The sequence below is a fragment of the Sphingomonas sp. genome (assembly GCF_035317925.1).
Classification (GTDB): Bacteria; Pseudomonadota; Alphaproteobacteria; order Sphingomonadales; family Sphingomonadaceae; genus Sphingomonas_I.
In genome coordinates, this window is record NZ_DATHFV010000119.1 from 1 (window position 1) to 18,827 (window position 18,827).

Below are 18,827 nucleotides of genomic sequence, written 5' to 3' on the forward strand. Positions count from 1 at the left end.
CCGGCCGTGGCGCTGCCGCGTCCCGATGGCGTCGCGCGCCCGACCGCCACGCCCGAGCAGCGGATCGAGCGCATCCTGCGCCGCACCGCCGCCGCGCGCGGGCTCGACGAAGCGGTGACGTGGAGCTTCCTGCCGGTGGCCGAAGCCGACCGCTTCGGCGGCGCCGCGTGGGTGCTCGCCAATCCGATCAGCGAGGATCTGAAGGCGATGCGCGCATCTTTGCTGCCTGGCCTGTTGGCGGCGGCACGGCGCAATGCCGATCGCGGGGCAGGCGAGATCCGACTGTTCGAGATCGGGCGCCGTTATCTTGCGGAAGGCGAGCGGCCGACCTTGGGCCTGCTGCTGGCGGGCGAGGGCATGCGCGACTGGCGTTCGGGCAAGGGCCAGATCGATGCCTATGACGCCAAGGCCGAAGCGGTGGCTTTGCTTGCTGCCGCAGGCGCACCGGTCGATCGGCTGCAGGTGATGGAAGCCGTGTCGCCGACCTGGCATCCGGGACGTTCCGGCTCGCTGCGGCTCGGGCCGAAGACGATCCTCGCCGAATTCGGCGAACTGCATCCCGCGACGGTCAAGGCGTTCGGGCTGGATGGCGCGGCGTTCGCGGCGGAAATCCATCTCGACGCGATTCCCGTCAGGCGTGATACGGGCCGCATGCGCACGGCCTATGCGCCGCCAGCGCTCCAGCCGGTCACGCGCGACTTCGCCTTCATCGTGAAGCGCGACGCGCCAGCCGATCCCCTGCTGCGCGCCGTGCGCGGTGCGGACAAGGACGCGATCGTCGATGTCGCGCTGTTCGACGTCTTCACGGGCCCTGGCCTGGCCGAGGATGAGAAGAGCATGGCGGTGGCGGTGACGCTGCAGCCGGCCGAGAAGAGCTTCACCGACGCGGAATTGCAGGCGATTTCGGACAAGGTCGTCGCGGCGGCGGCGAAAGCCGGCGCGCGGTTGCGGGGCTAGATCACCGCCGCAGCAGGAACACCGCATGCTCGGCGCGAAGGTTCGCCGCCGCGCTCGAGATGCGCTTGTCGCCGGTCAGGAACCAGGCGCCCTCCACGATCAATCCGCGTTCGGTGACGAAGGCGCGGAAATCGTCGATCGTGAGCTGGTGGATATTCTCGGTCTCGTACCACGACACCGGCAAAGCTGCCGTCACCGGCATCCGCCCGCCCCAGAACAGACCCCAGCGCACCTTCCAGTACGCGAAATTGGGGAAGGAGACGAAGGCGCGGTCGCCAATCCGGAGCAATTCGGTCAGCACCTTGTCCGGCGCGCGCGCGGTCTGCAATGTCTGGCTGAGGATCGCGTAATCGAAGGCGCGGTCGGGATAATAGACCAGGTCGGCGTCCGCATCGCCCTGGATGACCGACAGGCCGCGCGCGACCGCGAGGCTGACATTGCGCGCGTCGATCTCCAGCCCCCGGGCGTCGACGCGACGCTGGTCGCGCAGTTCGGCCATCAGTTCGCCGTCGCCGCAGCCGATATCGAGCACGCGCGCGCCTTCGGTGACATTCTGGGCGATGATCGCGAGGTCGGGGCGCAGGCTCATGTCTGGGCTCTCAGCAGATCGACAAAGCCGGGGTCGAGCCGTTCCATATAACGATCCGGCTTGAGCAGCGGGTGAAAGCCCTGTGTCGCATAGACGTCATGCGCGTCGCGCGTGACCAGCGCGAAGCGGCGAATGCCCTGGAAACGGGGATGGTCGAGGAACCAGCCGACCAGCGTCTTGCCGAGCCCCTGGCCGCGCACGCTCTCATCGACCCAGACGTCGGCGAGCCAGGCGAAGGTCGCATGATCGGTGATCATCCGCGCATAGCCAATCTGCTCGTCGCCGCGATAGGCGCCGAGGCAGTGCGATCCGGCGATCGCGCGTTCGACCAGATCGCGCGCGATGCCGGGCGACCAATAGCTCGACGCCAGCCAGCCATGGATGCGCGCGACATCGAGCAAGGCCTTGTCGTCGGAGAGAATGATCTCGCTCATGCCTCGCCCGCCTTGAGAAAGCCGTCGATCACCGCGAACAATTCGGGCACGTCGAGCAGGAAGGCGTCATGGCCGAAGGGCGAGGAGAGTTCGACGAAGCTCGCCGCCGCGCCGGCCGCGTTGAGCGCGTGGACGATCGTGCGCGATTCGGCGGTCGGGTAGAGCCAGTCGGTGTCGAAACTGACCAGGCAGAAGCGCGACTTCGTGCCGCGAAACGCATTGGCGAGCAGGCCGCCATGCTCCTCCGCCAGATCGAAATAGTCGAGCGCGCGGGTGATGTAGAGATAGGAATTGGCGTCGAACCGGTCGACGAAGCTGATCCCCTGGTGGCGCAGGTAGGATTCCACCTGGAAATCGGCGTCGAAGCCGAAGCCCTTTTGCCCGCGATCCTGGAGCTTGCGGCCGAACTTCTCGTGCAGGCCGGCTTCCGACAGATAAGTGATGTGCGCCGCCATCCGCGCGACCGCGAGGCCGGCGGACGGCGCCTCGCCGCTGTCGTAATAATTGCCCTTCTGCCAGCGCGGATCGGCCATGATCGCCTGGCGGCCAACCTCGTGGAAGGCGATATTCTGGGCGCTGTGGCGCGCGGCCGATGCGATCACGATCGCGGCGCGCGTACGATCGGGATAGGTCGCCGCCCATTCGAGCGCCTGCATCCCGCCCATCGATCCGCCGACGACCGCCGCGAGCGCGGGAATGCCGAGATGGTCGAGCAGCAAGGCCTGCACGCGCACCATGTCGCGCACGGTGATGACCGGGAAGGCCATCGCATAAGGCTTGTCCGTCTTCGGATTGGTCGAAGCCGGGCCGGACGAGCCCATGCACGAGCCCAGCACATTGACGCACAAGACGAAGTGCCGCGCCGGATCGATCGGCTTGCCCGCGCCCACCATGCGCGTCCACCAGCCGGGCTTGCCCGTGATCGGGTGGGCCGATGCGACATGATGATCGCCGGTCAGTGCGTGGCAGATCAGGATCGCGTTGGATTTGTCGGCATTGAGCGTGCCGTAGGTCTCGTACGCGATCTCGACCTGCGCGAGGCGGCCGCCCCCATCGAGCCGCAATGGCCCGGGGAGCGTGACATGGCGCGCAAGGCCGAAGCGTTGATCGTCGGACATCGGACGGGCGGGCTAGGGGCCGCTCGCGCTTATTGTCAATAACGGCCCATCGTCTAAAGCCCCCGACCATGAGTGATCTCACGCCCAAACCCTGGATCGAGGCGATCTCGCCTTACGTTCCCGGCCGTTCGACCACGGACGACGGCCGCAAGGTTCACAAGCTTTCGTCCAATGAAAATCCGCTCGGCACCAGCCGCCAGGCGCGCGACGCGTTTCTGGCGGCGGTAACCACGCTCGACCGCTATCCCGATGCCGGCGCGGCGGCGTTGCGCGAGGCGATCGCGGCCAAGTACGGAATCGAGGCGGAGCGGATCATCCACGGTACCGGATCGGACGACGTGCTCCACCTCGCGGCCGGTGGCTTTGCCGGGCAGGGCGATGAGGTGCTGTATGTGCGCTACGGTTTCTCGGTCTATCCGATCGCGGCGCGCCGCGTCGGCGCCGAGCCGATCGAGGCCGACGACAAGGATTATGCGACCGACGTCGACGCGCTGCTGGCGCGGGTAACGCCGAGAACGCGCGTCCTCTACATCGCCAATCCCAACAATCCGACCGGCACCTACACGTCGCGGAGCGAACTGAAACGGCTCCACGCCGGCCTGCCCGGGGACTGCCTGCTGGTCGTCGACCAGGCCTATAGCGAATATCTCGACCCCGAGGATGACGACGGCGCGTTCGATCTGGCGCGGACCGAGCCGAACGTGCTGGTGACGCGCACCTTCTCCAAGATCCACGGGCTTGCCGCCGAACGGATCGGGTGGGCCTATGGTCCGGCGCGCGTGATCCAGGCGATGTACAAGATCCGCGCGCCGTTCAACGTCTCGACCGCGGGCCAGCACGCGGCAGTCGCGGCGCTCGACGCGGACGATTTCGTCCAGGCGAGCCACGACCATAATCTCAAGTGGCGCACCTGGTTCGAGGGCGAGATCGCGGCGATGGGCAACAAGGGCCTGCGCGCGGTGCCGAGCAAGGCCAATTTCTCGCTGGTCCTGTTCGAGGGCAAATTGACCGCCGAGGAAGCTTATAAGGGCCTGATGGACTGCGGCTATATCGTGCGCTGGTTGCCCAATCAGGGCCTCGCGCACGGGCTGCGCATCACGATCGGCACCGAGGAGGAGATCAAGGCGGTCGCCGCTGCCTTGCGCGAACTGGTGGAGCAGGCCGGCTGATGCTGCCCTTCGCGCGCATCACCGTCATCGGCCTGGGCCTGATCGGTTCGTCGATCCTGCGCGGCGTCCGGCATCATATGCCGACTGTGCGGCTGACGGCCTTTGACGCCGATCCGGCGGTGCGTGAGCGCGTCGTGGAACTGGGTATCGCCGACGATGTGCCCGATACGGCGGGCGCGGCGGTGATCGATGCCGATCTGGTGATGCTGTGCGTGCCGGTCGGCGCGATGGGTGCGGCGGCGGAAGCGTTCGCCGCCGATCTGCCTGCCGATGCGATCGTGAGCGATGTCGGCGGCGCCAAATTGAGCGTGCTGGAAGCGTTGCGCGCGGCCTTGCCGAACGCGCTGATTGTCCCGGGCCATCCGGTCGCGGGCACCGAGCATAGCGGGCCGGATGCGGGCTTCGCGACCCTGTTCCATGGCCGCTGGGTCATTCTGACACCCGAGGATGCGCCGGAAGCGGCGGTCGAGCGGGTCAAGGCTTTCTGGGAAAAGCTCGGCTCGAACATCGAGATCATGACCGCGCGCCACCATGATCTGGTGCTGGCGGTGACCAGCCACGTGCCGCATCTGATCGCATATTCGATCGTCGGCACCGCATCGGACCTCGAAAATGTGACGCAGGGCGAGGTGATAAAATATTCGGCGGGCGGCTTCCGCGATTTCACGCGCATCGCCGCGTCTGACCCGACGATGTGGCGCGACGTCTTCCTCAACAACAAGGAAGCCGTGCTCGAGATATTGCAGCGCCTGACCGAGGACGTGACCGCGCTCCAGCGCGCGATCCGCTGGGGCGATGGCGACACGCTCTTCAACCTGTTCACGCGTACCCGCGCGATCCGCCGTTCGATCATCGAGCAGGGCCAGGACGACGAACGGCCCGATTTCGGGCGCACGCACGAATAGAGTTTCATCGTCATTCCCGCGAAGGCGGGAATCCATATTCTTGAACGATAGAGTTTATGGATTCCCGCCTTCGCGGGAATGACGGAATCGGGCTACCGCCCGATCAGCGCCGCTCCGCGCCGCAGCAGATATTTGTGATATTCGCGCAGCAGCCCGAGCAGATCGGGTTCGCTCGGCACCGCATCGGGCACGACGGTGATGCCCTGCATCACCTGGCGCAGCTCGAAGCGGGCGCGGCGCATGTGCCAGTCGGTGGTGACCAACCGGATCGATCCATAATGATGATCCGCGATCCAGCGCCGCGTCTCAAGCGCGTTTGAGCGCGTGTCGACCGCCGAGCGGCCGAGATCGACGTCCGCCAGCAAAGCGGGCGTGACATGGTAGGTTTCGACGAGATCGACCGGCCGCACGCGCCGATCGACGCCCGACACCAGCATGCGTTGCGCGTGACCGGCCTTGAGTATGTCGAGCCCGCGCTGGATGCGCCCGGGCCCGCCCGTCAGCACGACGATGCCATCGGTCTTTTCGGTCCCCGCCGGGCGCGGCAGATCGATCGCGAACCAGACGAAGCCGAGCGCCCATAACAGGACGAGCGCGCTGAACAGCCGGCGGATCATAGCGCCCGCCGCAGTGCCGCGACCAAAGCGGTCTGCGCGGCCAGCACCGCCAGTCCGACCAGAGCGAGCGGCATGAGCAACAGAATGATCCAGGATTGCGGCGTCAGATGCGGGTTCACGCCCGCGCCGACCTCGGCGACACGGGAGGCGATCATCAGGATGACGATCAGGGCTACCGTCGATCCGATCGCTGCGCCGATCCCGGCGTCACGCGCGATCTTTCCGGTGACGAGCCGCGAAACCTGCCGGTCGGTCGCGCCCAGCGCGTGCAGGATGCCGAGCGTCGCTGCTTCCCGCGCCAGTGCCGCGCGCGCGGCCAGCATCGCGATGAGCGCGGTCGCGGCGGCGGCGGTCAGCGCGATGCCGAGCGACACCGCGCGCAGCGCGTCGATCAGGCGCACGAGCGGATCCAGTTCGGCGCCCGCCGCTGTCACCTGCACGCTCGGCAGATCGCGGAAGCTCTGCGCGATCGCGGCGCGATTGCCACCCTTGAGCTCGATCAGGACGGGGAGAGGCAGGTCGGTCACGCGCACGCCGTCCATATAGGGTGCGATCAAAGCCTGCGCTTCTTCCGTCGGCACACGATGCGCCGAACCGAAGCCAAGAATGCGATCAAGCCGCGCCATCACCTCGTCGGCGACGCTGTCGCGCCGGATCGGATCGGCATCGACGACCTGCACCAGCACGCGCTTGGAAACGGCGGTCGTCACCTCCTGGGCCGCGCCGCGCAGCGCCAATGTCAGGGCCGCCGCGAGCAGCATCAGCAGGCACGTTGCTGCGATCAGCAGAGCGAAGGTGCCGGGCCGCTGCCGCTGCAGCACGAGCAGGGCGAGCTTTGGCCTCATGCGTCGGTCTCGCGCGGCGGGAAGCGAAGCGCGCCGGTGGGATCGTCGATCCGGCCTTTGGCCAGCCGCATGATGTTCGCGCTCGGCATCTGGCGCAGCAAGTGGACGTCGTGCGTCGCGATCAGCACGGTCGTGCCCTGACGGTTGAGCGCTTCCAGCAGGTGCAGCAGGCGTGCCGCCATATCGGGATCGACATTGCCGGTCGGCTCGTCCGCGACGATCAGCTCCGGGTGCGAGATGACCGCGCGCGCGATCGCAACGCGCTGCTGCTCGCCGCCGGACAAGGTTGCCGGGCGCGCGGTCGCGCGCGGGGCCAGCCCGACCCATTCCAGCAATTCCTCGACGCGCGGGCCGATCTCGCGCTCGGCCATGCCGGCGATGCGGAGCGGCAGCGCGACATTGTCGAAAGCCGAGAGCTGCGGAACCAGCCGGAAATCCTGATAGACGACCCCGATCCGTCGCCGGAGCGCAGGCAGCTGCTTGCGGGGAAGGTTGGCGGCATCCTCGCCGAACAGGCTGACGATGCCGCGGCTCGGCCGCTGCGCGAGCGTGATCAGGTTGATGAGCGAGGTCTTGCCCGCGCCGGACGCGCCGGTGAGGAAATGGAACGAGCCAGGCGCGAGCGTGAAGCTCAGGCCAGCCAGCGTCTCCGCACCCGTGCCGTAGCGCAGGCCGACATTGTCGAACTGGACGATGCCGGCCATCGGCGTGTGCCTGCTCCTCCCAAAGCGCTCTCCCGGTCCGCATCGCACGGGGAAAGGATGCGCGTAAAGCATCCGCTGCGCACGCGATGCTTGCAGGCATGCGGCCACCATGTTTTATCACGGCCATGCAGCTTTCCTGCCCCCATTGCAGCGCCACCTACGACGTCCCCGATAACGCGATCGGTCCGAACGGCCGCAAAATTCGCTGCCGGGCCTGCGACACCAGCTGGTTCGAGCCCGGGCATCTGCCCGCGTCGACCCCGTTGCCGCAGACGCCACCGCCGGTCGCGCCGATTCCCGCGGCCATTCCTGTGACGGTGGCGCCCGACATGAGCGAAGATCCGTCGGCCGAGGCGGACGAGGCGCCGGTCCGGCGCCGGCGTGGCCCCTGGCTCCTGCTCGCGCTGGTGGTGCTGGTCGTGATCCTGGGCGGCGTCGCGGCAACGGTGCTGATGGGCCCGGATCAGATCGCGTCGCGATTGGGCATCGGCGATCGCCGCGTGCCGCTCGGTATCGCCATCACGCGCGAGCCGGATTGGCGCATGATTGCGGGCGGCAGTCAGCTGTTCGCGGTGTCCGGCCGAATCTGGAATCCGACCAAGGTCGAGCAGCCCGTGCCCGACATCCGGGCCGAGCTGAAGAACGCGCAGGGCAAGACCGTCTATACCTGGACGATCACGCGTCCGGTCGCGCGTCTCGCGCCCGGAGCGACGGCCAATTTCGACGGCGCCGCGGTCGATGTGCCCGCCAGTTCGTCCAAGGTGAACGTCACTTTCGCGGGCGGTGACGGCAATTGAGTTGATCCGCTCACGCGGATAGCCGCACCGGCCCGCACCCCCACGCACGGCATCCCACGAAGTAATACTTCGTAGGGACCCCGACGGCCTCCCAACAGGGTATTCTATGGGAGGCCGGGTGGGGGTGCGGGCCGGTGCGGCAGGGCTCGGCGGATGCCGAACCGCACTCCGGAAGGCTCGATCGGCGATTTGGGGTTTGCCGGGCGGAAAAACCCCTGCTAGGGGCACCGCCTCACCAGCCCCGGCCCGCCGGGGACTATCCCGATGTGCGGTCGTGGCGGAACTGGTAGACGCGCAACGTTGAGGTCGTTGTGGCCGAAAGGCCGTGGAAGTTCGAGTCTTCTCGACCGCACCATCAGCCCATGCAGGCTGATCAAAAGGGAGCCCAGGCGGCTCCCTTTCTCGCATCGGCAAAGGTTGGCGGTCAGGCCGAAGGGCCGCGCCGGATGACCAGCCGATCGCCCCGCGTCAGCACTCCATCAATTCGATGCGGCAAGCCTCACTAAATTCAAGCAGGGGATCCATATTCCCCTCGCGCGCGAACAGGTGCAGTTCGCGCAGTGTGCGGTTCGGCGCCTGATAAGCGTCAATCACGGCCTGCACGACGCGCTCGGCTGTCTCGACGACCGCGGGCGATGCCGCCAGCCGCATCCGCGCCACCAGCGCGTAGAGCCGGACAAGGTCGTCCACGTCATCCTTTTCGTGCCCGAGCGCGTCTGCGAACAGGCGCGAGGCTTCCTCGATGAACGCGGTGAACAGGCGCTCGCGGCGCGTGCGCGCGATTTCCCGCTCGCGTTGGCGTGACTGGGTCTGCTGGGTGATCCAGGACGTGCCAAATGACGTCAGGCCACCGATGGCGGCGCCGGTCAGGCCCGCTATCGCCGAGAAATAGGATGGGTTCATCGGATCACTCCTTTCCGGCCGCCAGCGTATCGCTGGACCAGCCTCCGCCCAGACTCTGGTAGAGCGCCACCTGGGCGTTGAGCGTGTCGGCATGGGCCTGCACCAGTTGCAGCTCGGCGGCGAGCAGCCCGCGCTGGGCGTCGAGCTTGTCGAGATAGGAGGCATAGCCCGCCAGGTAGCGGTTGGTGGCAAGACGCAATGCGATGGCGAGCGCGTCGCGCTGTCCGGCCAGCGCTTTCTCCTGTTCGGCGGAGCGCTGGATCGCGGCCAATGCATCCTCGACGTCGCGGAAGGCAGCGAGCGCGGTGCGGCGATAGCCGAACGCAGCCTGATCGCGGCGGGCGGCCGCGGCATCGGCTTGCGCGCGCAAGGCTCCCCCTTCGAACAGAGGCGCCAATATGCTGCCGCCGAGCGAGAAGATGCGGACCGGATCGGGGATCAGGGTCGATGCGACATAACCGCCCGCCGCGCTCAGCCGCACGTCGGGCATGAAGGCGGCGCGCGCGGCGTCGAGCGAATGGTCGGCCGCGATCATCTGCTGCTCGGCCTGGGCGATATCGGGCCGGCCGCGCAGCAAGGCGGCGGGCAGGGTGGCGGGAACGGGCAAGGGCATCAAAGTGTCGAGCGCCGCGCCGCGTTCGATCGCGCGCGGATTTTCGCCGAGCAACAGGCTCAGCCCGTCCTCCTGTCGCTTGATGGCGAGTTCGGCCACGGGAATGAGTTGCAATGTCGCCTGATATTCGGCTTCGGCTTGCTGGCGTTCCAGTTCGCTCGAATAGCCGGTCTCGGCCCGCCGGCGGGTGATGTGGACCGAATTTTCACGCGCGGTCAGCGTTTCGCGCAGGATTATGAGCCGCGCATCGAGCGCGCGCAGCGTGATGTAGCCGCTGGCCGCCGACGTGGCGACCGCGAGACGGACCGCGGCGTAGGCGGCCTGCGTCGAGAGGAGCGACGCACGCGCGGCCGCGCTGGCGTTGGACAGCCGTCCGAACAGGTCGAGATCGTAGCTCGCGGACAATTCGGCTTCGCCCGCGGTCTGGTAGGTGCCGACGCCGAAGGCATTGAGGAAGCGTTCGCGGTCGCCGCCAACCGCGAGCCCGGCCGTGGGCAGCAGTTGCGCATGGGCAAGATGGAATTGTGCACGCGCCTCGCTGACGCGCGCGGCGGCGATCGCAACATCGCTGTTGTTGGCGAGTGCTGCTGCGACGACGCGCGTCAGCACCGGATCATGGAAGCCCTGCCACCAGTTGGCTTCGATCGATGCGGTCGCGGGAAGCGCGGTCTGCCAGGCCGCCGGAGGCGTGACGCTTGCCGCGCTCGGCGGGGCAGGGCGCGGCCCCACGCATCCGCCTGTGGCCAAGACCAGGAACAAAGCGACGCGGCGTTTCATCGGGAGGTATGGACCGTGGCTTCGACCGACATGCCCGGCCGCAACCGCGCGGCGAGCGCTTGATCCGGATCGACCACGATGCGGACGCCGATCCGCTGCGGGACCTTGACGAAATTGCCTGTGGCGTTGTCGGGCTTGAGCACCGAAAATTCGGAGCCGGCGGCGGGCGACAGCCGTTCGACATGGCCGTTCAGGCGTGCGCCGCCGAGCGCATCGACGGTGAAGCTCGCTTTCTGGCCGGGCGCCATATGCGCGGTCTGGGCTTCCTTGTAATTGGCGATCACCCAGCGATCGGGCGGCACCAATGTGAACAGCTGGGTGCCGTTGGTGACATATTGGCCGATGCGGACGCCGACCTCGCCCAATTGCCCGTCCTCGGGCGCGCGGATGACCGTGTGGGTGAGATCGATCTGGGCCAGGCGGAGCTGGGCCTCGGCTGCCTCCACCTGCGCTTCGAGCCCGCCACGCCCGACATCGACGGTGCGGATATCCTGGCGCGCGATCTGATCGGCGGCGTCCGCCTGGCGGACCTGGGCTTCGGCCTGACGCAAGGCCGCCAGTGTCTGGTCGCGCTCGCGCTTGGAGACGGATCCGTCCTTCACCAGATCGTCGACCCGCGCCATGTCGGCGCGGGCGCGCAGCAACTGGGCCTGCGCATTGCCGAGTCCCGCTACCTGCCCCTGCAGGCTGGCCGTGCGGGCGGCATGCGCCTGGCGGCTATTGGCGAGCGCGGCCCGTTGCGCGGAAAGGTTGGCGCGGGCCTGCGCGACGCGCGCGACATAGATCGCATCGTCGATGCGGGCGATGATCTGCCCGCCGCGGACCTGCTCATAATCCTTGACCAGCACCGCCACGACATAACCGCTGACCTGTGGCGCGATCACGGTCGTGCGGCCGCGCACATAGGCATTTTCGGTGCGCTCGTTGCCCCCGGAGAAGGGGGGCAGGCGCCAGGCCGCGAGCAAGGCAAGGATCGCGGCGAACGCGACCAGCACGATCAGCGCTACCACGAGGCGGCTCTTGCGCGGCGCGTGCCATGTCGGCGGCGGCGGGGCTTCGGCGGCGGGCTGCGCGGCAGTGTCGGTCATGGCCGGACCTCCTGGCGTCGGTTGCGGATCGCGTCGGCGACAAGCCGGGCGGCGAGATAAAGCGCGGGGATTAAAGCGATCGCGGTGACGAAGCGGAACACGTCGCCGAACGCGAGGACCGTCGCTTCGCGGTTCAGCGCCTGGCCGAGCAGGGCCGCCCCCTGCGCGGCCTGCTGCGCAGGGTCGGTCAGCGCGCCGGACAGGCTGGCGACGCCCGCCTGGATGCGCGCGACCACCTGCGGATCGGCGGAGGTGAGATGCTCGGATAGGGCGCCGGCATGCGCTCGCGTCGCGACCACCTGATACGTGCCAAGCAAGGCCGATCCGGCGAGGCCACCGACATTCTGCGTCACGTTGAACAGCACGATGAAGCTGACGAGATGGTTGGGCCCACGCTGCATCATGCGCAGGAAGCCGAACACCAGAGCGGGGCCGACGAACAGGGTCGTGCCATAGCCGATCAGCGCCTGGCTCAGATAAAGCTGGGGCGGCCTGGTGACATTCGTCGCATCGGTATCGAGCCAGGCGCCGAGCGCGATGATCAGCGACGCGATCATCACCTGATAGCGCAACCGCTCCTGCGAAATGGTCAAGGCGGCGGTGACGATGCCCAGCACCATTGCCACCAGCACGATCGCGAACAACAGATGGAGCTGATCGTTGGTGAGCCCGCCGGCGGTGAGCAGGCCGACCGCGCCATAGGTCTGTTCGGCCAGTGCCAGGCGCACGACCAGGGCGACCGCGGCGAAGCGCACAATGTCGTAACTGCCGATCCATTTGAGCTGGAATAACGGATCGGAGCGAAGATGTTCGAGCAAGGCTACGGCGGCGAACAAAGCGACCGAAGCCGCCAAGGCCGCGCCGAGCCAGGGCGTGTCGGTCCACCACAGCAAGCGGCCGAGCCCGAGCACGCTGCACAGCAGCAGCATCGCCGGCAGGAACAAACCATAGGTCAGGAAATCGAGCGGCTTGAATGCGCGGCTGCATTCGCTTGGCGGCAGCGGCACCGCGCTGATCGCGGCGAGCACGGTCAGCGCCAGTCCGATTTCGATCAGGTGGAGTCCGCGCCAGTGATCGAGCGCGAGCATCTCGATCGGGATCATGCGCGCGATCGGCAGTCCCAGCTGGACGGTGCCGATGCCGACCACCAGCGCCAGCGGCCGAAGCTTCAGCGGAAAGGCCAGAATGAGATAATAGATGGCCAAGGTGGTCAGACCGGCGGCGGTCATGCCGCTGATAAAGCGGACCAGCACCGCACCGCCAAAGCCCGGGAAAAGGAGTTGGAGCAGGCCGGCACAGGCATAAGCGATCAGCAGCCCATGGGTGATCGCTGGGATGCCATATTGGATGCGGCCCTTGACCAGCATCAGATTGGCGCTGGCATTGGCGGCGACATAGATGGCCGGCAGCAAGGTCGCCTGGACCGCATAGGTGCCGAGCGCGCCCGACAGGTTGGCGACGTTTACGTTGACCAGGCCATTGCCGAGCGATGCGGTCGCGCCGACCAGTACCCCCACCGCGCCGTAAGCGAGCCGCCGCGGCAGCGTAAGCGCCGGGGCGAAAGGCGAACCGGGGAAGGTCGGCCGCTCTTCAGGCCGGAAGACATAGTCGTTCGCCAAGCCCATTCCCGTACCGGCGCGCCATGACGGCTCCGAGACCGCCCGAACCCAGTGAAGACATGATCCTCGCCGCCTGTCACGGGCGAATCGCCGCGCGCCTTCATTTTGCTGGATTGCCTCAATGCGTCATCGAAAAGGGACGGGCGCCTTTAGCGGTCGCCCATGCCCTATCGGGCTTGGCTCGCATCCGGAATTCGAGCGTACCGCCCGCCATGATCTCGTCGTGGCGGATATAGGATCGCGCCAACGGCACGCCGTTCAACCGAACCGTGCCGATATAAGGCTTGGCCGGATCGTCCGCGCTGACGGTGAAGCGCTTGCCGTTGGGCAGGTGCAAAGTCGCACGCGCCACGAACGGACGCCCGATCACATATTCCAGGCTGCCGGGCGTCACGGGGTAAAAACCCAGGCTGGTGAAGACGAGCCAGGCCGACATCTGGCCGAGATCGTCGTTGCCGGCGAGGCCGTCGGGCGTCGGTTTGTACTGGCTGTCGACGATCTGCTTCAGACGTTCCTGCGTCCGCCACGGTGCGCCGGCATAGACGTAGAGGTAGGCGACCGAATGGCTCGGTTCGTTGCCGTGGATATATTGGCCGATCAGCCCGGCGATGTCCTCGGACGAGGAATAATCGAGCTTGCTGTTGTCGTAATCGAACATCGCATCGAGCTTGGCGACGGTCTTCCTGTCGCCGCCAAGCAGGCGGACGAGCCCGCCTTCGTCCTGCGGCGCGAACCACGAATATTGCCACGCATTCCCTTCGGTATAATCCGATCCATATTTGATCGAGACAGGATCGAACGGGGTGCGGAAGGCGCCGCTCGAAAGCCGGGCGCGGACCCAGCCGGTCTTCGGATCGAAGCTGTTGCGCCAGTTGGATGCGCGTTTCTCGAACGTCGCCGCGATATCGGTACGGCCGAGCTTGCGCGCCATCTGCGCGATCGCCCAATCGTCATAGGCATATTCGACCGTCTTGGATGCCGCCTCAGGCTCCTTGTCGATCGGCACGTAGCCGAGCTTCATATAGTCGCCGAGGCCGCCATAAGGCGCGTAGGTCGCACTCGCGGCCATCGCGTCGAGCGCCTGGTTGGCGTCGAAGCCGCCGATCCCCTTGAGGTAGGCGTCGGCGATCACCGGCACGGCATGATAGCCGATCATCGTCCAGGTCTCGCGCCCCTGAAATTGCCAGACGGGCAGGATGCCGAACGGGCTTTCCTCCTCGCTTTCCACCAGCGAGCGCACGAAATCGGCATTGGCCTGCTGCGGCTGGATCAGGGTCAGCAGCGGATGCTCGGCGCGAAACGTGTCCCACAGCGAGAAGGTCGAGCGAAAGGTGAAGCCCCGTGCGGTGTGGACCGCATTGTCAGAGCCGCGATAACGGCCGTCCGCGTCGCTCGCGACCGATGGCGCGAGCAGGCTGTGGTAGAGCGCGGTGTAGAGGCTTTTCGTCATTGGCGGGGCTGCGTGCAGTTCGATCGCGCCAAGCGCTTGTTCCCATGCCGCTTTGGTCTTCGCGCGGATCGTATCGAAATTGCCGGGTTCGCTGTCGAGATTGGCGATCGCGCCGGCCTCGTCGACCGAGGAGATCGCGACCTTCACCTCCAGTGATCTATTCGGCGCGCCAAAATCGAAGCGGGCGACGATGGCGCGACCGCTCTGCTCCGCGATGTCGTCGCTGCCGCGGCTCGGCCCCTGGAAGCCCTTATAGGGCACATCCGCTTCGGAATTGACGAAAGCGTGACCGGTCAGTGGCGCGTTGAAGCGCATCGCAAAGCAGAGGATGCGGTCGGGCGCCCAGCCACGCGTCTGGCGGCAGCCGGTGACAATGCCGTCGGGCCGCAGCCGGATCGAAGACCACAATATCTTGCCCGGGTAATTGTAGATCGAACTGCGCAGATCGAGCACGATATGGGCCTGGGCGCCTTCGATGAAGGCGTAGCGGTGGACGCCGACGCGCGTGCCTGCGGTCAGTTCGACAAATATGTTCGGATCGAACAGTTTGACCGAATAATAGCCGGGCTCGGCCTTTTCGCTGATGTGATCGAAGCGCGAGCGGTAGCCCGATCCGGGGTTGGCCGGATCGCCCGGCTCCAGCGGCACCGCTTCGCCCGACACCGGCATGATCAGGAAATCGCCGAGGTCGGAATGGCCCGCGCCCGAGAAATGGGTGTGGCTGAAGCCCTGGATCGTCTGATCTTCATAGCGATAGCCGGCGGCCCATTTGTAGCATTGGCGGGTCACGCAGCCGGTGTTGGTGTCGGGGCTCAACTGCACCATGCCGAAGGGTGCCACCGCACCCGGGAAGGTGTGGCCTTCGCCGCCGGTGCCGATGAAGGGGTCGACCGCGTCGTACGCGGGTGAGGCGGGGCTGGCGCCGGCCAGAAACGACGCGGCGGCGACGGCGACGATGGAGCGGATGGTCATCGGCGCATTTGAGCAGCGCTTAAGCCAAAGCAAAAGCGACAAGTTGATGCGCCATCGTTACGGGAACGCGCCGACCTTGCGCAGCGTTACGCGGTCACTTCCAACGCTAACAGGTGAGACAGCTCATGTTGTGGACCATTGCCGTCGTTCTGCTTGTGCTCTGGCTGCTTGGCTTTGCCATCCATATCGGCGGTGGCCTGATCCACATTCTGCTCGTAGTGGCGGTCGTGGTCGTCCTGATCCAACTCTTCACCGGGCGGCGCACGCTTTAGTTCCTCTGAACTATTAGGTGTGAAGCTATCGAGCGCGCGCCCGTCCGGCAGGCGGATGGGCGCGCGGCGATAGAAAATTGCGTGCCGGGCCAAGGCTAAATTGCGGATTCGGCCTTCGAATATCGTGCCGTGCAACTTGACCCACATATAAAGAAATCTTTATATGGCCGGGATGACTGGTCCCTCCCTTTCGCAGCTTGAGGAAGCGCGCCGCGCGCTCGACGCGCCCCTGTTCGCGGATCTGGCCGGCGACGCCACCGTCAGCTTCGAGTTCTTCCCGCCCAAGACGGAGAAGATGGAGGAGCAGCTGTGGCAGGCGATCGAGACGCTCGCGCCGCTCGGCCCACGCTTCGTGTCGGTGACCTATGGTGCGGGCGGCTCCACCCGTGAGCGCACGCATGCGACCGTCGCGCGTATCGCCAGCGAGACCAATATTCCCGCCGCCGCGCATCTGACCTGCGTCGAAGCGAGCAAAGGCGAGATCGACGAGATCGCGCGGGCTTATTGGGATGCCGGCGTGCGCCACATCGTCGCGCTGCGCGGCGATCCACCGCAGGCGGGCGAGGAATTCAGGCCGCACGCCGATGGCTACGCCAATGCCGCCGAGCTGGTCGCGGGCTTGAAACAGATCGCGCCGTTTGAGATTTCGGTCGCGGCCTACCCCGAATGCCATCCGTCGAGCCCGAGTGTCCAGGCCGATCTCGACAATCTGAAGGCCAAGATCGACGCGGGCGCCGACCGCGCGATCAGCCAGTTCTTCTTCTCGCCCGAAACCTATTTCCGCTTCCGCGACCGCGCGGCGGCGGCGGGTATTTCGGCCGAGATCGTGCCGGGCATCCTGCCGGTCTCGAACGTCGCGACTACCCGCAAGTTCGCGGGACTTTGCGGCGCGGCGATCCCGCCGTGGATGGACCGGCTGTTCGAGGGGCTGGACGATCATCCCGCCGCGCGCCAGCTGATCGCCGCGACGATCGCCGCTGAAATGTGCCGCCGGCTCTATGCGGGCGGCGTGCGCCATTTCCACTTCTACACGTTGAACCGCGCCGAGCTGGCCTACGCCATCTGCCATCTGCTCGGTCTGCGCCCAACCAATCACGCATCGGAGAAAGCCGCATGACGCGCATTCCCTCCGCCGCCGCCCGCCGTTTCCGCGCCGAGGCCGCCAACCGCATCCTGCTGACCGACGGTGCCTTCGGAACGATGATCCAATCCTATGGGCTGGGTGAGGCGGATTATCGCGGCGATTACGATCTGCCGATGGATCAGAAGGGCAATAACGATCTGCTCGTCCTGACGCGGCCGGATATCATCCAGGAGATTACCGAGGCCTATCTGGCGGCGGGATCGGACATGGTCTCGACCAACACCTTCAACGCCAACCGCGTCAGCGAGGCGGATTATGGTGCCGAGCATCTGGTGCGCGAGCTCAATCTCGCCGCCTCCAGGATTGCGCGCGCGGCCGCCGACAAGTTCGAGGCGCAGGACGGCCGTCCGCGCTTCGTCGCGGGCGCGATCGGCCCGACCAACAAGACCTTGTCGCTCTCGCCCGACGTCAACGATCCGGGCTATCGCGCGATCGGCTTCGACGAACTGAAGGATGTGTATCGCGAACAGGCCGAGGCTTTGCTCGACGGTGGCTGCGACTTCATCCTGATCGAAACGGTGTTCGACACACTCAACGCCAAGGCGGCGATCGTCGCGGTGCTGGAGATCGCCGAGGCGCGCCAGCACGAAATCCCGATCATGCTGTCGATGACGATCACCGACATGTCGGGCCGCAACCTGTCCGGCCATTCGGTCGAGGCCTTTACCTACATGGTGCGCCACGCCCGGCCGCTGACGATCGGGCTCAATTGCGCGTTCGGCGCCGATCTGATGCGGCCTTACCTCAAGGAAATGGCGCATGTCGCCGACGCTTTGATCATGGCCTACCCCAATGCCGGCCTGCCCAACGATCTCGGTGCCTATGACGAGCAGCCGCACACGACCGGCGGGCAAATCGAGGAATGGGCGCATGATGGCCTCGTCAACGTCGTCGGCGGCTGCTGCGGCACGACGCCGCCGCATATCGCGGCAATGGCGGCGGCGGTGAAGGATGTCGCGCCGCGTGCGATCCATGAACATACCGCGATTACGCGTCTTACCGGGCTCGATCCGTTCATCATGGCGGCGTGACCTATAACTCCCCTCCCGCTTGCGGGAGGGGGCGGGGGAGGGGCTTCTGGCCTCTTCTCCGGATCTCGGAATCCCCTCCCCCAGCCTCTCCCGCAAGCGGGAGGGGAGCGAGTAATTGATGGCCAGCACTCCTTCCACCGCCCAATTCGTCAACATAGGCGAGCGCACCAACGTCACCGGATCGGCGGCGTTCAAGAAGCTCATCATGGGCGGCGATTACGCGAAGGCGGTCGAGGTCGCGCGCCAGCAGGTCGAAAACGGCGCGCAGGTGGTCGACGTCAATATGGACGAGGGCCTGCTCGACGCCGAATATGCGATGACCACCTTCCTCAAGCTGATCGCGGCCGAGCCCGATATTGCGCGCGTGCCGGTGATGGTCGACAGCTCGAAATGGAGCGTGATCGAGGCCGGGCTGAAGTGCGTCTCGGGCAAGCCGATCGTCAATTCGATCAGCATGAAGGAAGGCGAGGAAGCCTTCCTGTTCCACGCGCGCAAGGTCATGGCCTATGGCGCCGCCGTAGTCGTGATGGCGTTCGACGAGGTCGGCCAGGCCGACACCAAGGAACGCAAGATCGAGATTTGCGAGCGGGCCTATCACCTGCTGATGGGCATCGGCTTCCCGCCCGAAGACATCATCTTCGATCCCAATATCTTCGCGGTCGCGACCGGGATCGACGAGCATCGCCGCTATGCGATCGACTTCATCGAGGCGACGCGCGAGATCAAGGCGCGCTGCCCGCACGTGCATATCTCGGGCGGCGTCTCGAACCTGAGCTTCTCGTTCCGCGGCAACGAGCCGGTGCGGCGTGCGATGCACAGCGTG

General features: G+C 66.4%; 18 protein-coding genes, 1 tRNA gene and 1 pseudogene. 9 read left to right on the top strand and 11 right to left on the bottom strand.

Translation table 11 applies throughout. The features are described 5' to 3' along the window. Positions 1–957 (top strand): annotated as a pseudogene (locus VK533_RS08460) (phenylalanine--tRNA ligase subunit beta); the annotation flags it as partial. Between the two features lies 1 nt (position 958). On the opposite strand, the gene metW reads toward VK533_RS08460, so the two are convergent. From metW to metX, 3 genes are read right to left on the bottom strand one after another with little or no spacing between them, the layout of a single operon-like run. Then, positions 959–1,546, bottom strand: a complete 588-nt coding sequence (gene metW / locus VK533_RS08465) for a methionine biosynthesis protein MetW (protein ID WP_324376426.1) — start codon at positions 1,544–1,546, stop codon at positions 959–961. Beyond that, positions 1,543–1,980, bottom strand: a complete 438-nt coding sequence (locus VK533_RS08470) for a GNAT family N-acetyltransferase (protein ID WP_324376427.1) — start codon at positions 1,978–1,980, stop codon at positions 1,543–1,545. The genes metW and VK533_RS08470 overlap by 4 nt, the downstream gene beginning before the upstream one ends. Then, positions 1,977–3,098 (bottom strand): homoserine O-acetyltransferase MetX, encoded by a 1,122-nt coding sequence (metX, locus tag VK533_RS08475; protein ID WP_324376428.1) that lies wholly within the window; start codon positions 3,096–3,098, stop codon positions 1,977–1,979. Before metX ends, VK533_RS08470 begins: the two co-directional genes overlap by 4 nt. Positions 3,099–3,166: 68 nt before the next feature. On the opposite strand from metX, the gene hisC reads away from it, so the two are divergent. Further along, entirely contained in the window at positions 3,167–4,267 is a 1,101-nt protein-coding gene (hisC, locus tag VK533_RS08480; RefSeq protein WP_324376429.1) for a histidinol-phosphate transaminase, read from the top strand. Continuing rightward, positions 4,267–5,172: a prephenate/arogenate dehydrogenase family protein gene (locus VK533_RS08485; RefSeq protein ID WP_324376430.1), complete on the top strand. Its 906-nt coding sequence runs from the start codon at positions 4,267–4,269 to the stop codon at positions 5,170–5,172. Before hisC ends, VK533_RS08485 begins: the two co-directional genes overlap by 1 nt. A gap of 92 nt (positions 5,173–5,264) precedes the next feature. Here VK533_RS08485 and VK533_RS08490 read toward each other — a convergent pair whose 3' ends face one another. Genes VK533_RS08490 through ftsE form a run of 3 tightly spaced genes read right to left on the bottom strand, consistent with a single transcriptional unit; the run spans position 5,265 to position 7,338 of the window. Further along, positions 5,265–5,789: a YdcF family protein gene (locus VK533_RS08490; protein WP_324376431.1), complete on the bottom strand. Its 525-nt coding sequence runs from the start codon at positions 5,787–5,789 to the stop codon at positions 5,265–5,267. Continuing rightward, positions 5,786–6,634 carry an FtsX-like permease family protein gene (locus tag VK533_RS08495; protein WP_324376432.1) on the bottom strand — a complete coding sequence of 283 codons (849 nt, stop codon included), beginning with the start codon at positions 6,632–6,634 and terminating at the stop codon, positions 5,786–5,788. Before VK533_RS08495 ends, VK533_RS08490 begins: the two co-directional genes overlap by 4 nt. Next, positions 6,631–7,338: a cell division ATP-binding protein FtsE gene (gene ftsE, locus VK533_RS08500; RefSeq protein ID WP_324376433.1), complete on the bottom strand. Its 708-nt coding sequence runs from the start codon at positions 7,336–7,338 to the stop codon at positions 6,631–6,633. The genes VK533_RS08495 and ftsE overlap by 4 nt, the downstream gene beginning before the upstream one ends. 86 nt (positions 7,339–7,424) lie before the next feature. On the opposite strand from ftsE, the gene VK533_RS08505 reads away from it, so the two are divergent. After that, positions 7,425–8,135 carry a zinc-ribbon domain-containing protein gene (locus VK533_RS08505; protein WP_324376434.1) on the top strand — a complete coding sequence of 237 codons (711 nt, stop codon included), beginning with the start codon at positions 7,425–7,427 and terminating at the stop codon, positions 8,133–8,135. 268 nt (positions 8,136–8,403) lie between these two features. Beyond that, positions 8,404–8,490 (top strand) — tRNA-Leu (locus tag VK533_RS08510). A gap of 113 nt (positions 8,491–8,603) precedes the next feature. Here VK533_RS08510 and VK533_RS08515 read toward each other — a convergent pair. The 5 genes from VK533_RS08515 to VK533_RS08535 form a co-directional block, all read right to left on the bottom strand. Then, positions 8,604–9,038, bottom strand: coding sequence for a hypothetical protein (locus VK533_RS08515; protein ID WP_324376435.1), 435 nt, complete (start codon positions 9,036–9,038; stop codon positions 8,604–8,606). 4 nt (positions 9,039–9,042) lie between these two features. After that, positions 9,043–10,428, bottom strand: coding sequence for an efflux transporter outer membrane subunit (locus VK533_RS08520; RefSeq protein WP_324376436.1), 1,386 nt, complete (start codon positions 10,426–10,428; stop codon positions 9,043–9,045). Further along, positions 10,425–11,516 (bottom strand): HlyD family secretion protein, encoded by a 1,092-nt coding sequence (locus VK533_RS08525; protein ID WP_324376437.1) that lies wholly within the window; start codon positions 11,514–11,516, stop codon positions 10,425–10,427. Before VK533_RS08525 ends, VK533_RS08520 begins: the two co-directional genes overlap by 4 nt. Beyond that, positions 11,513–13,135 (bottom strand): MFS transporter, encoded by a 1,623-nt coding sequence (locus tag VK533_RS08530; RefSeq protein WP_324376438.1) that lies wholly within the window; start codon positions 13,133–13,135, stop codon positions 11,513–11,515. The genes VK533_RS08525 and VK533_RS08530 overlap by 4 nt, the downstream gene beginning before the upstream one ends. 118 nt (positions 13,136–13,253) lie before the next feature. Further along, positions 13,254–15,557: a GH92 family glycosyl hydrolase gene (locus VK533_RS08535; RefSeq protein WP_324376439.1), complete on the bottom strand. Its 2,304-nt coding sequence runs from the start codon at positions 15,555–15,557 to the stop codon at positions 13,254–13,256. 125 nt (positions 15,558–15,682) lie between these two features. Here VK533_RS08535 and VK533_RS08540 point away from each other — a divergent pair, with 125 nt between their 5' ends. The 4 genes from VK533_RS08540 to VK533_RS08555 form a co-directional block, all read left to right on the top strand. Beyond that, the gene (locus VK533_RS08540) at positions 15,683–15,829 is read left to right on the top strand and encodes a lmo0937 family membrane protein (RefSeq protein WP_324376440.1); all 147 of its coding nucleotides are present in this window, start codon (positions 15,683–15,685) and stop codon (positions 15,827–15,829) included. Positions 15,830–16,001: 172 nt separating this feature from the next. After that, on the top strand, positions 16,002–16,946 hold the full coding sequence (metF, locus tag VK533_RS08545; RefSeq protein WP_324376443.1) for a methylenetetrahydrofolate reductase [NAD(P)H]: 945 nt from the start codon (positions 16,002–16,004) through the stop codon (positions 16,944–16,946). After that, complete coding sequence (locus VK533_RS08550; protein WP_324376441.1) at positions 16,943–18,004, top strand: homocysteine S-methyltransferase family protein; 1,062 nt, start codon at positions 16,943–16,945, stop codon at positions 18,002–18,004. Before metF ends, VK533_RS08550 begins: the two co-directional genes overlap by 4 nt. Before the next feature lie 118 nt (positions 18,005–18,122). After that, the coding region (locus VK533_RS08555; protein ID WP_324376442.1) for a dihydropteroate synthase at positions 18,123–18,827 on the top strand (705 nt) is incomplete at its 3' end.

Bases quoted from the DNA above. Each gene is read 5' to 3' on its own strand.
- metW (WP_324376426.1), bottom strand. From the start codon at position 1,546: ATGAGCCTGCGCCCCGACCTCGCGATCATCGCCCAGAATGTCACCGAA.
- VK533_RS08470 (WP_324376427.1), bottom strand. From the start codon at position 1,980: ATGAGCGAGATCATTCTCTCCGACGACAAGGCCTTGCTCGATGTCGCG.
- metX (WP_324376428.1), bottom strand. From the start codon at position 3,098: ATGTCCGACGATCAACGCTTCGGCCTTGCGCGCCATGTCACGCTCCCC.
- hisC (WP_324376429.1), top strand. From the start codon at position 3,167: ATGAGTGATCTCACGCCCAAACCCTGGATCGAGGCGATCTCGCCTTAC.
- VK533_RS08485 (WP_324376430.1), top strand. From the start codon at position 4,267: ATGCTGCCCTTCGCGCGCATCACCGTCATCGGCCTGGGCCTGATCGGT.
- VK533_RS08490 (WP_324376431.1), bottom strand. From the start codon at position 5,789: ATGATCCGCCGGCTGTTCAGCGCGCTCGTCCTGTTATGGGCGCTCGGC.
- VK533_RS08495 (WP_324376432.1), bottom strand. From the start codon at position 6,634: ATGAGGCCAAAGCTCGCCCTGCTCGTGCTGCAGCGGCAGCGGCCCGGC.
- ftsE (WP_324376433.1), bottom strand. From the start codon at position 7,338: ATGGCCGGCATCGTCCAGTTCGACAATGTCGGCCTGCGCTACGGCACG.
- VK533_RS08505 (WP_324376434.1), top strand. From the start codon at position 7,425: ATGCTTGCAGGCATGCGGCCACCATGTTTTATCACGGCCATGCAGCTT.
- VK533_RS08515 (WP_324376435.1), bottom strand. From the start codon at position 9,038: ATGAACCCATCCTATTTCTCGGCGATAGCGGGCCTGACCGGCGCCGCC.
- VK533_RS08520 (WP_324376436.1), bottom strand. From the start codon at position 10,428: ATGAAACGCCGCGTCGCTTTGTTCCTGGTCTTGGCCACAGGCGGATGC.
- VK533_RS08525 (WP_324376437.1), bottom strand. From the start codon at position 11,516: ATGACCGACACTGCCGCGCAGCCCGCCGCCGAAGCCCCGCCGCCGCCG.
- VK533_RS08535 (WP_324376439.1), bottom strand. From the start codon at position 15,557: ATGACCATCCGCTCCATCGTCGCCGTCGCCGCCGCGTCGTTTCTGGCC.
- VK533_RS08540 (WP_324376440.1), top strand. From the start codon at position 15,683: ATGTTGTGGACCATTGCCGTCGTTCTGCTTGTGCTCTGGCTGCTTGGC.
- metF (WP_324376443.1), top strand. From the start codon at position 16,002: ATGACTGGTCCCTCCCTTTCGCAGCTTGAGGAAGCGCGCCGCGCGCTC.
- VK533_RS08550 (WP_324376441.1), top strand. From the start codon at position 16,943: ATGACGCGCATTCCCTCCGCCGCCGCCCGCCGTTTCCGCGCCGAGGCC.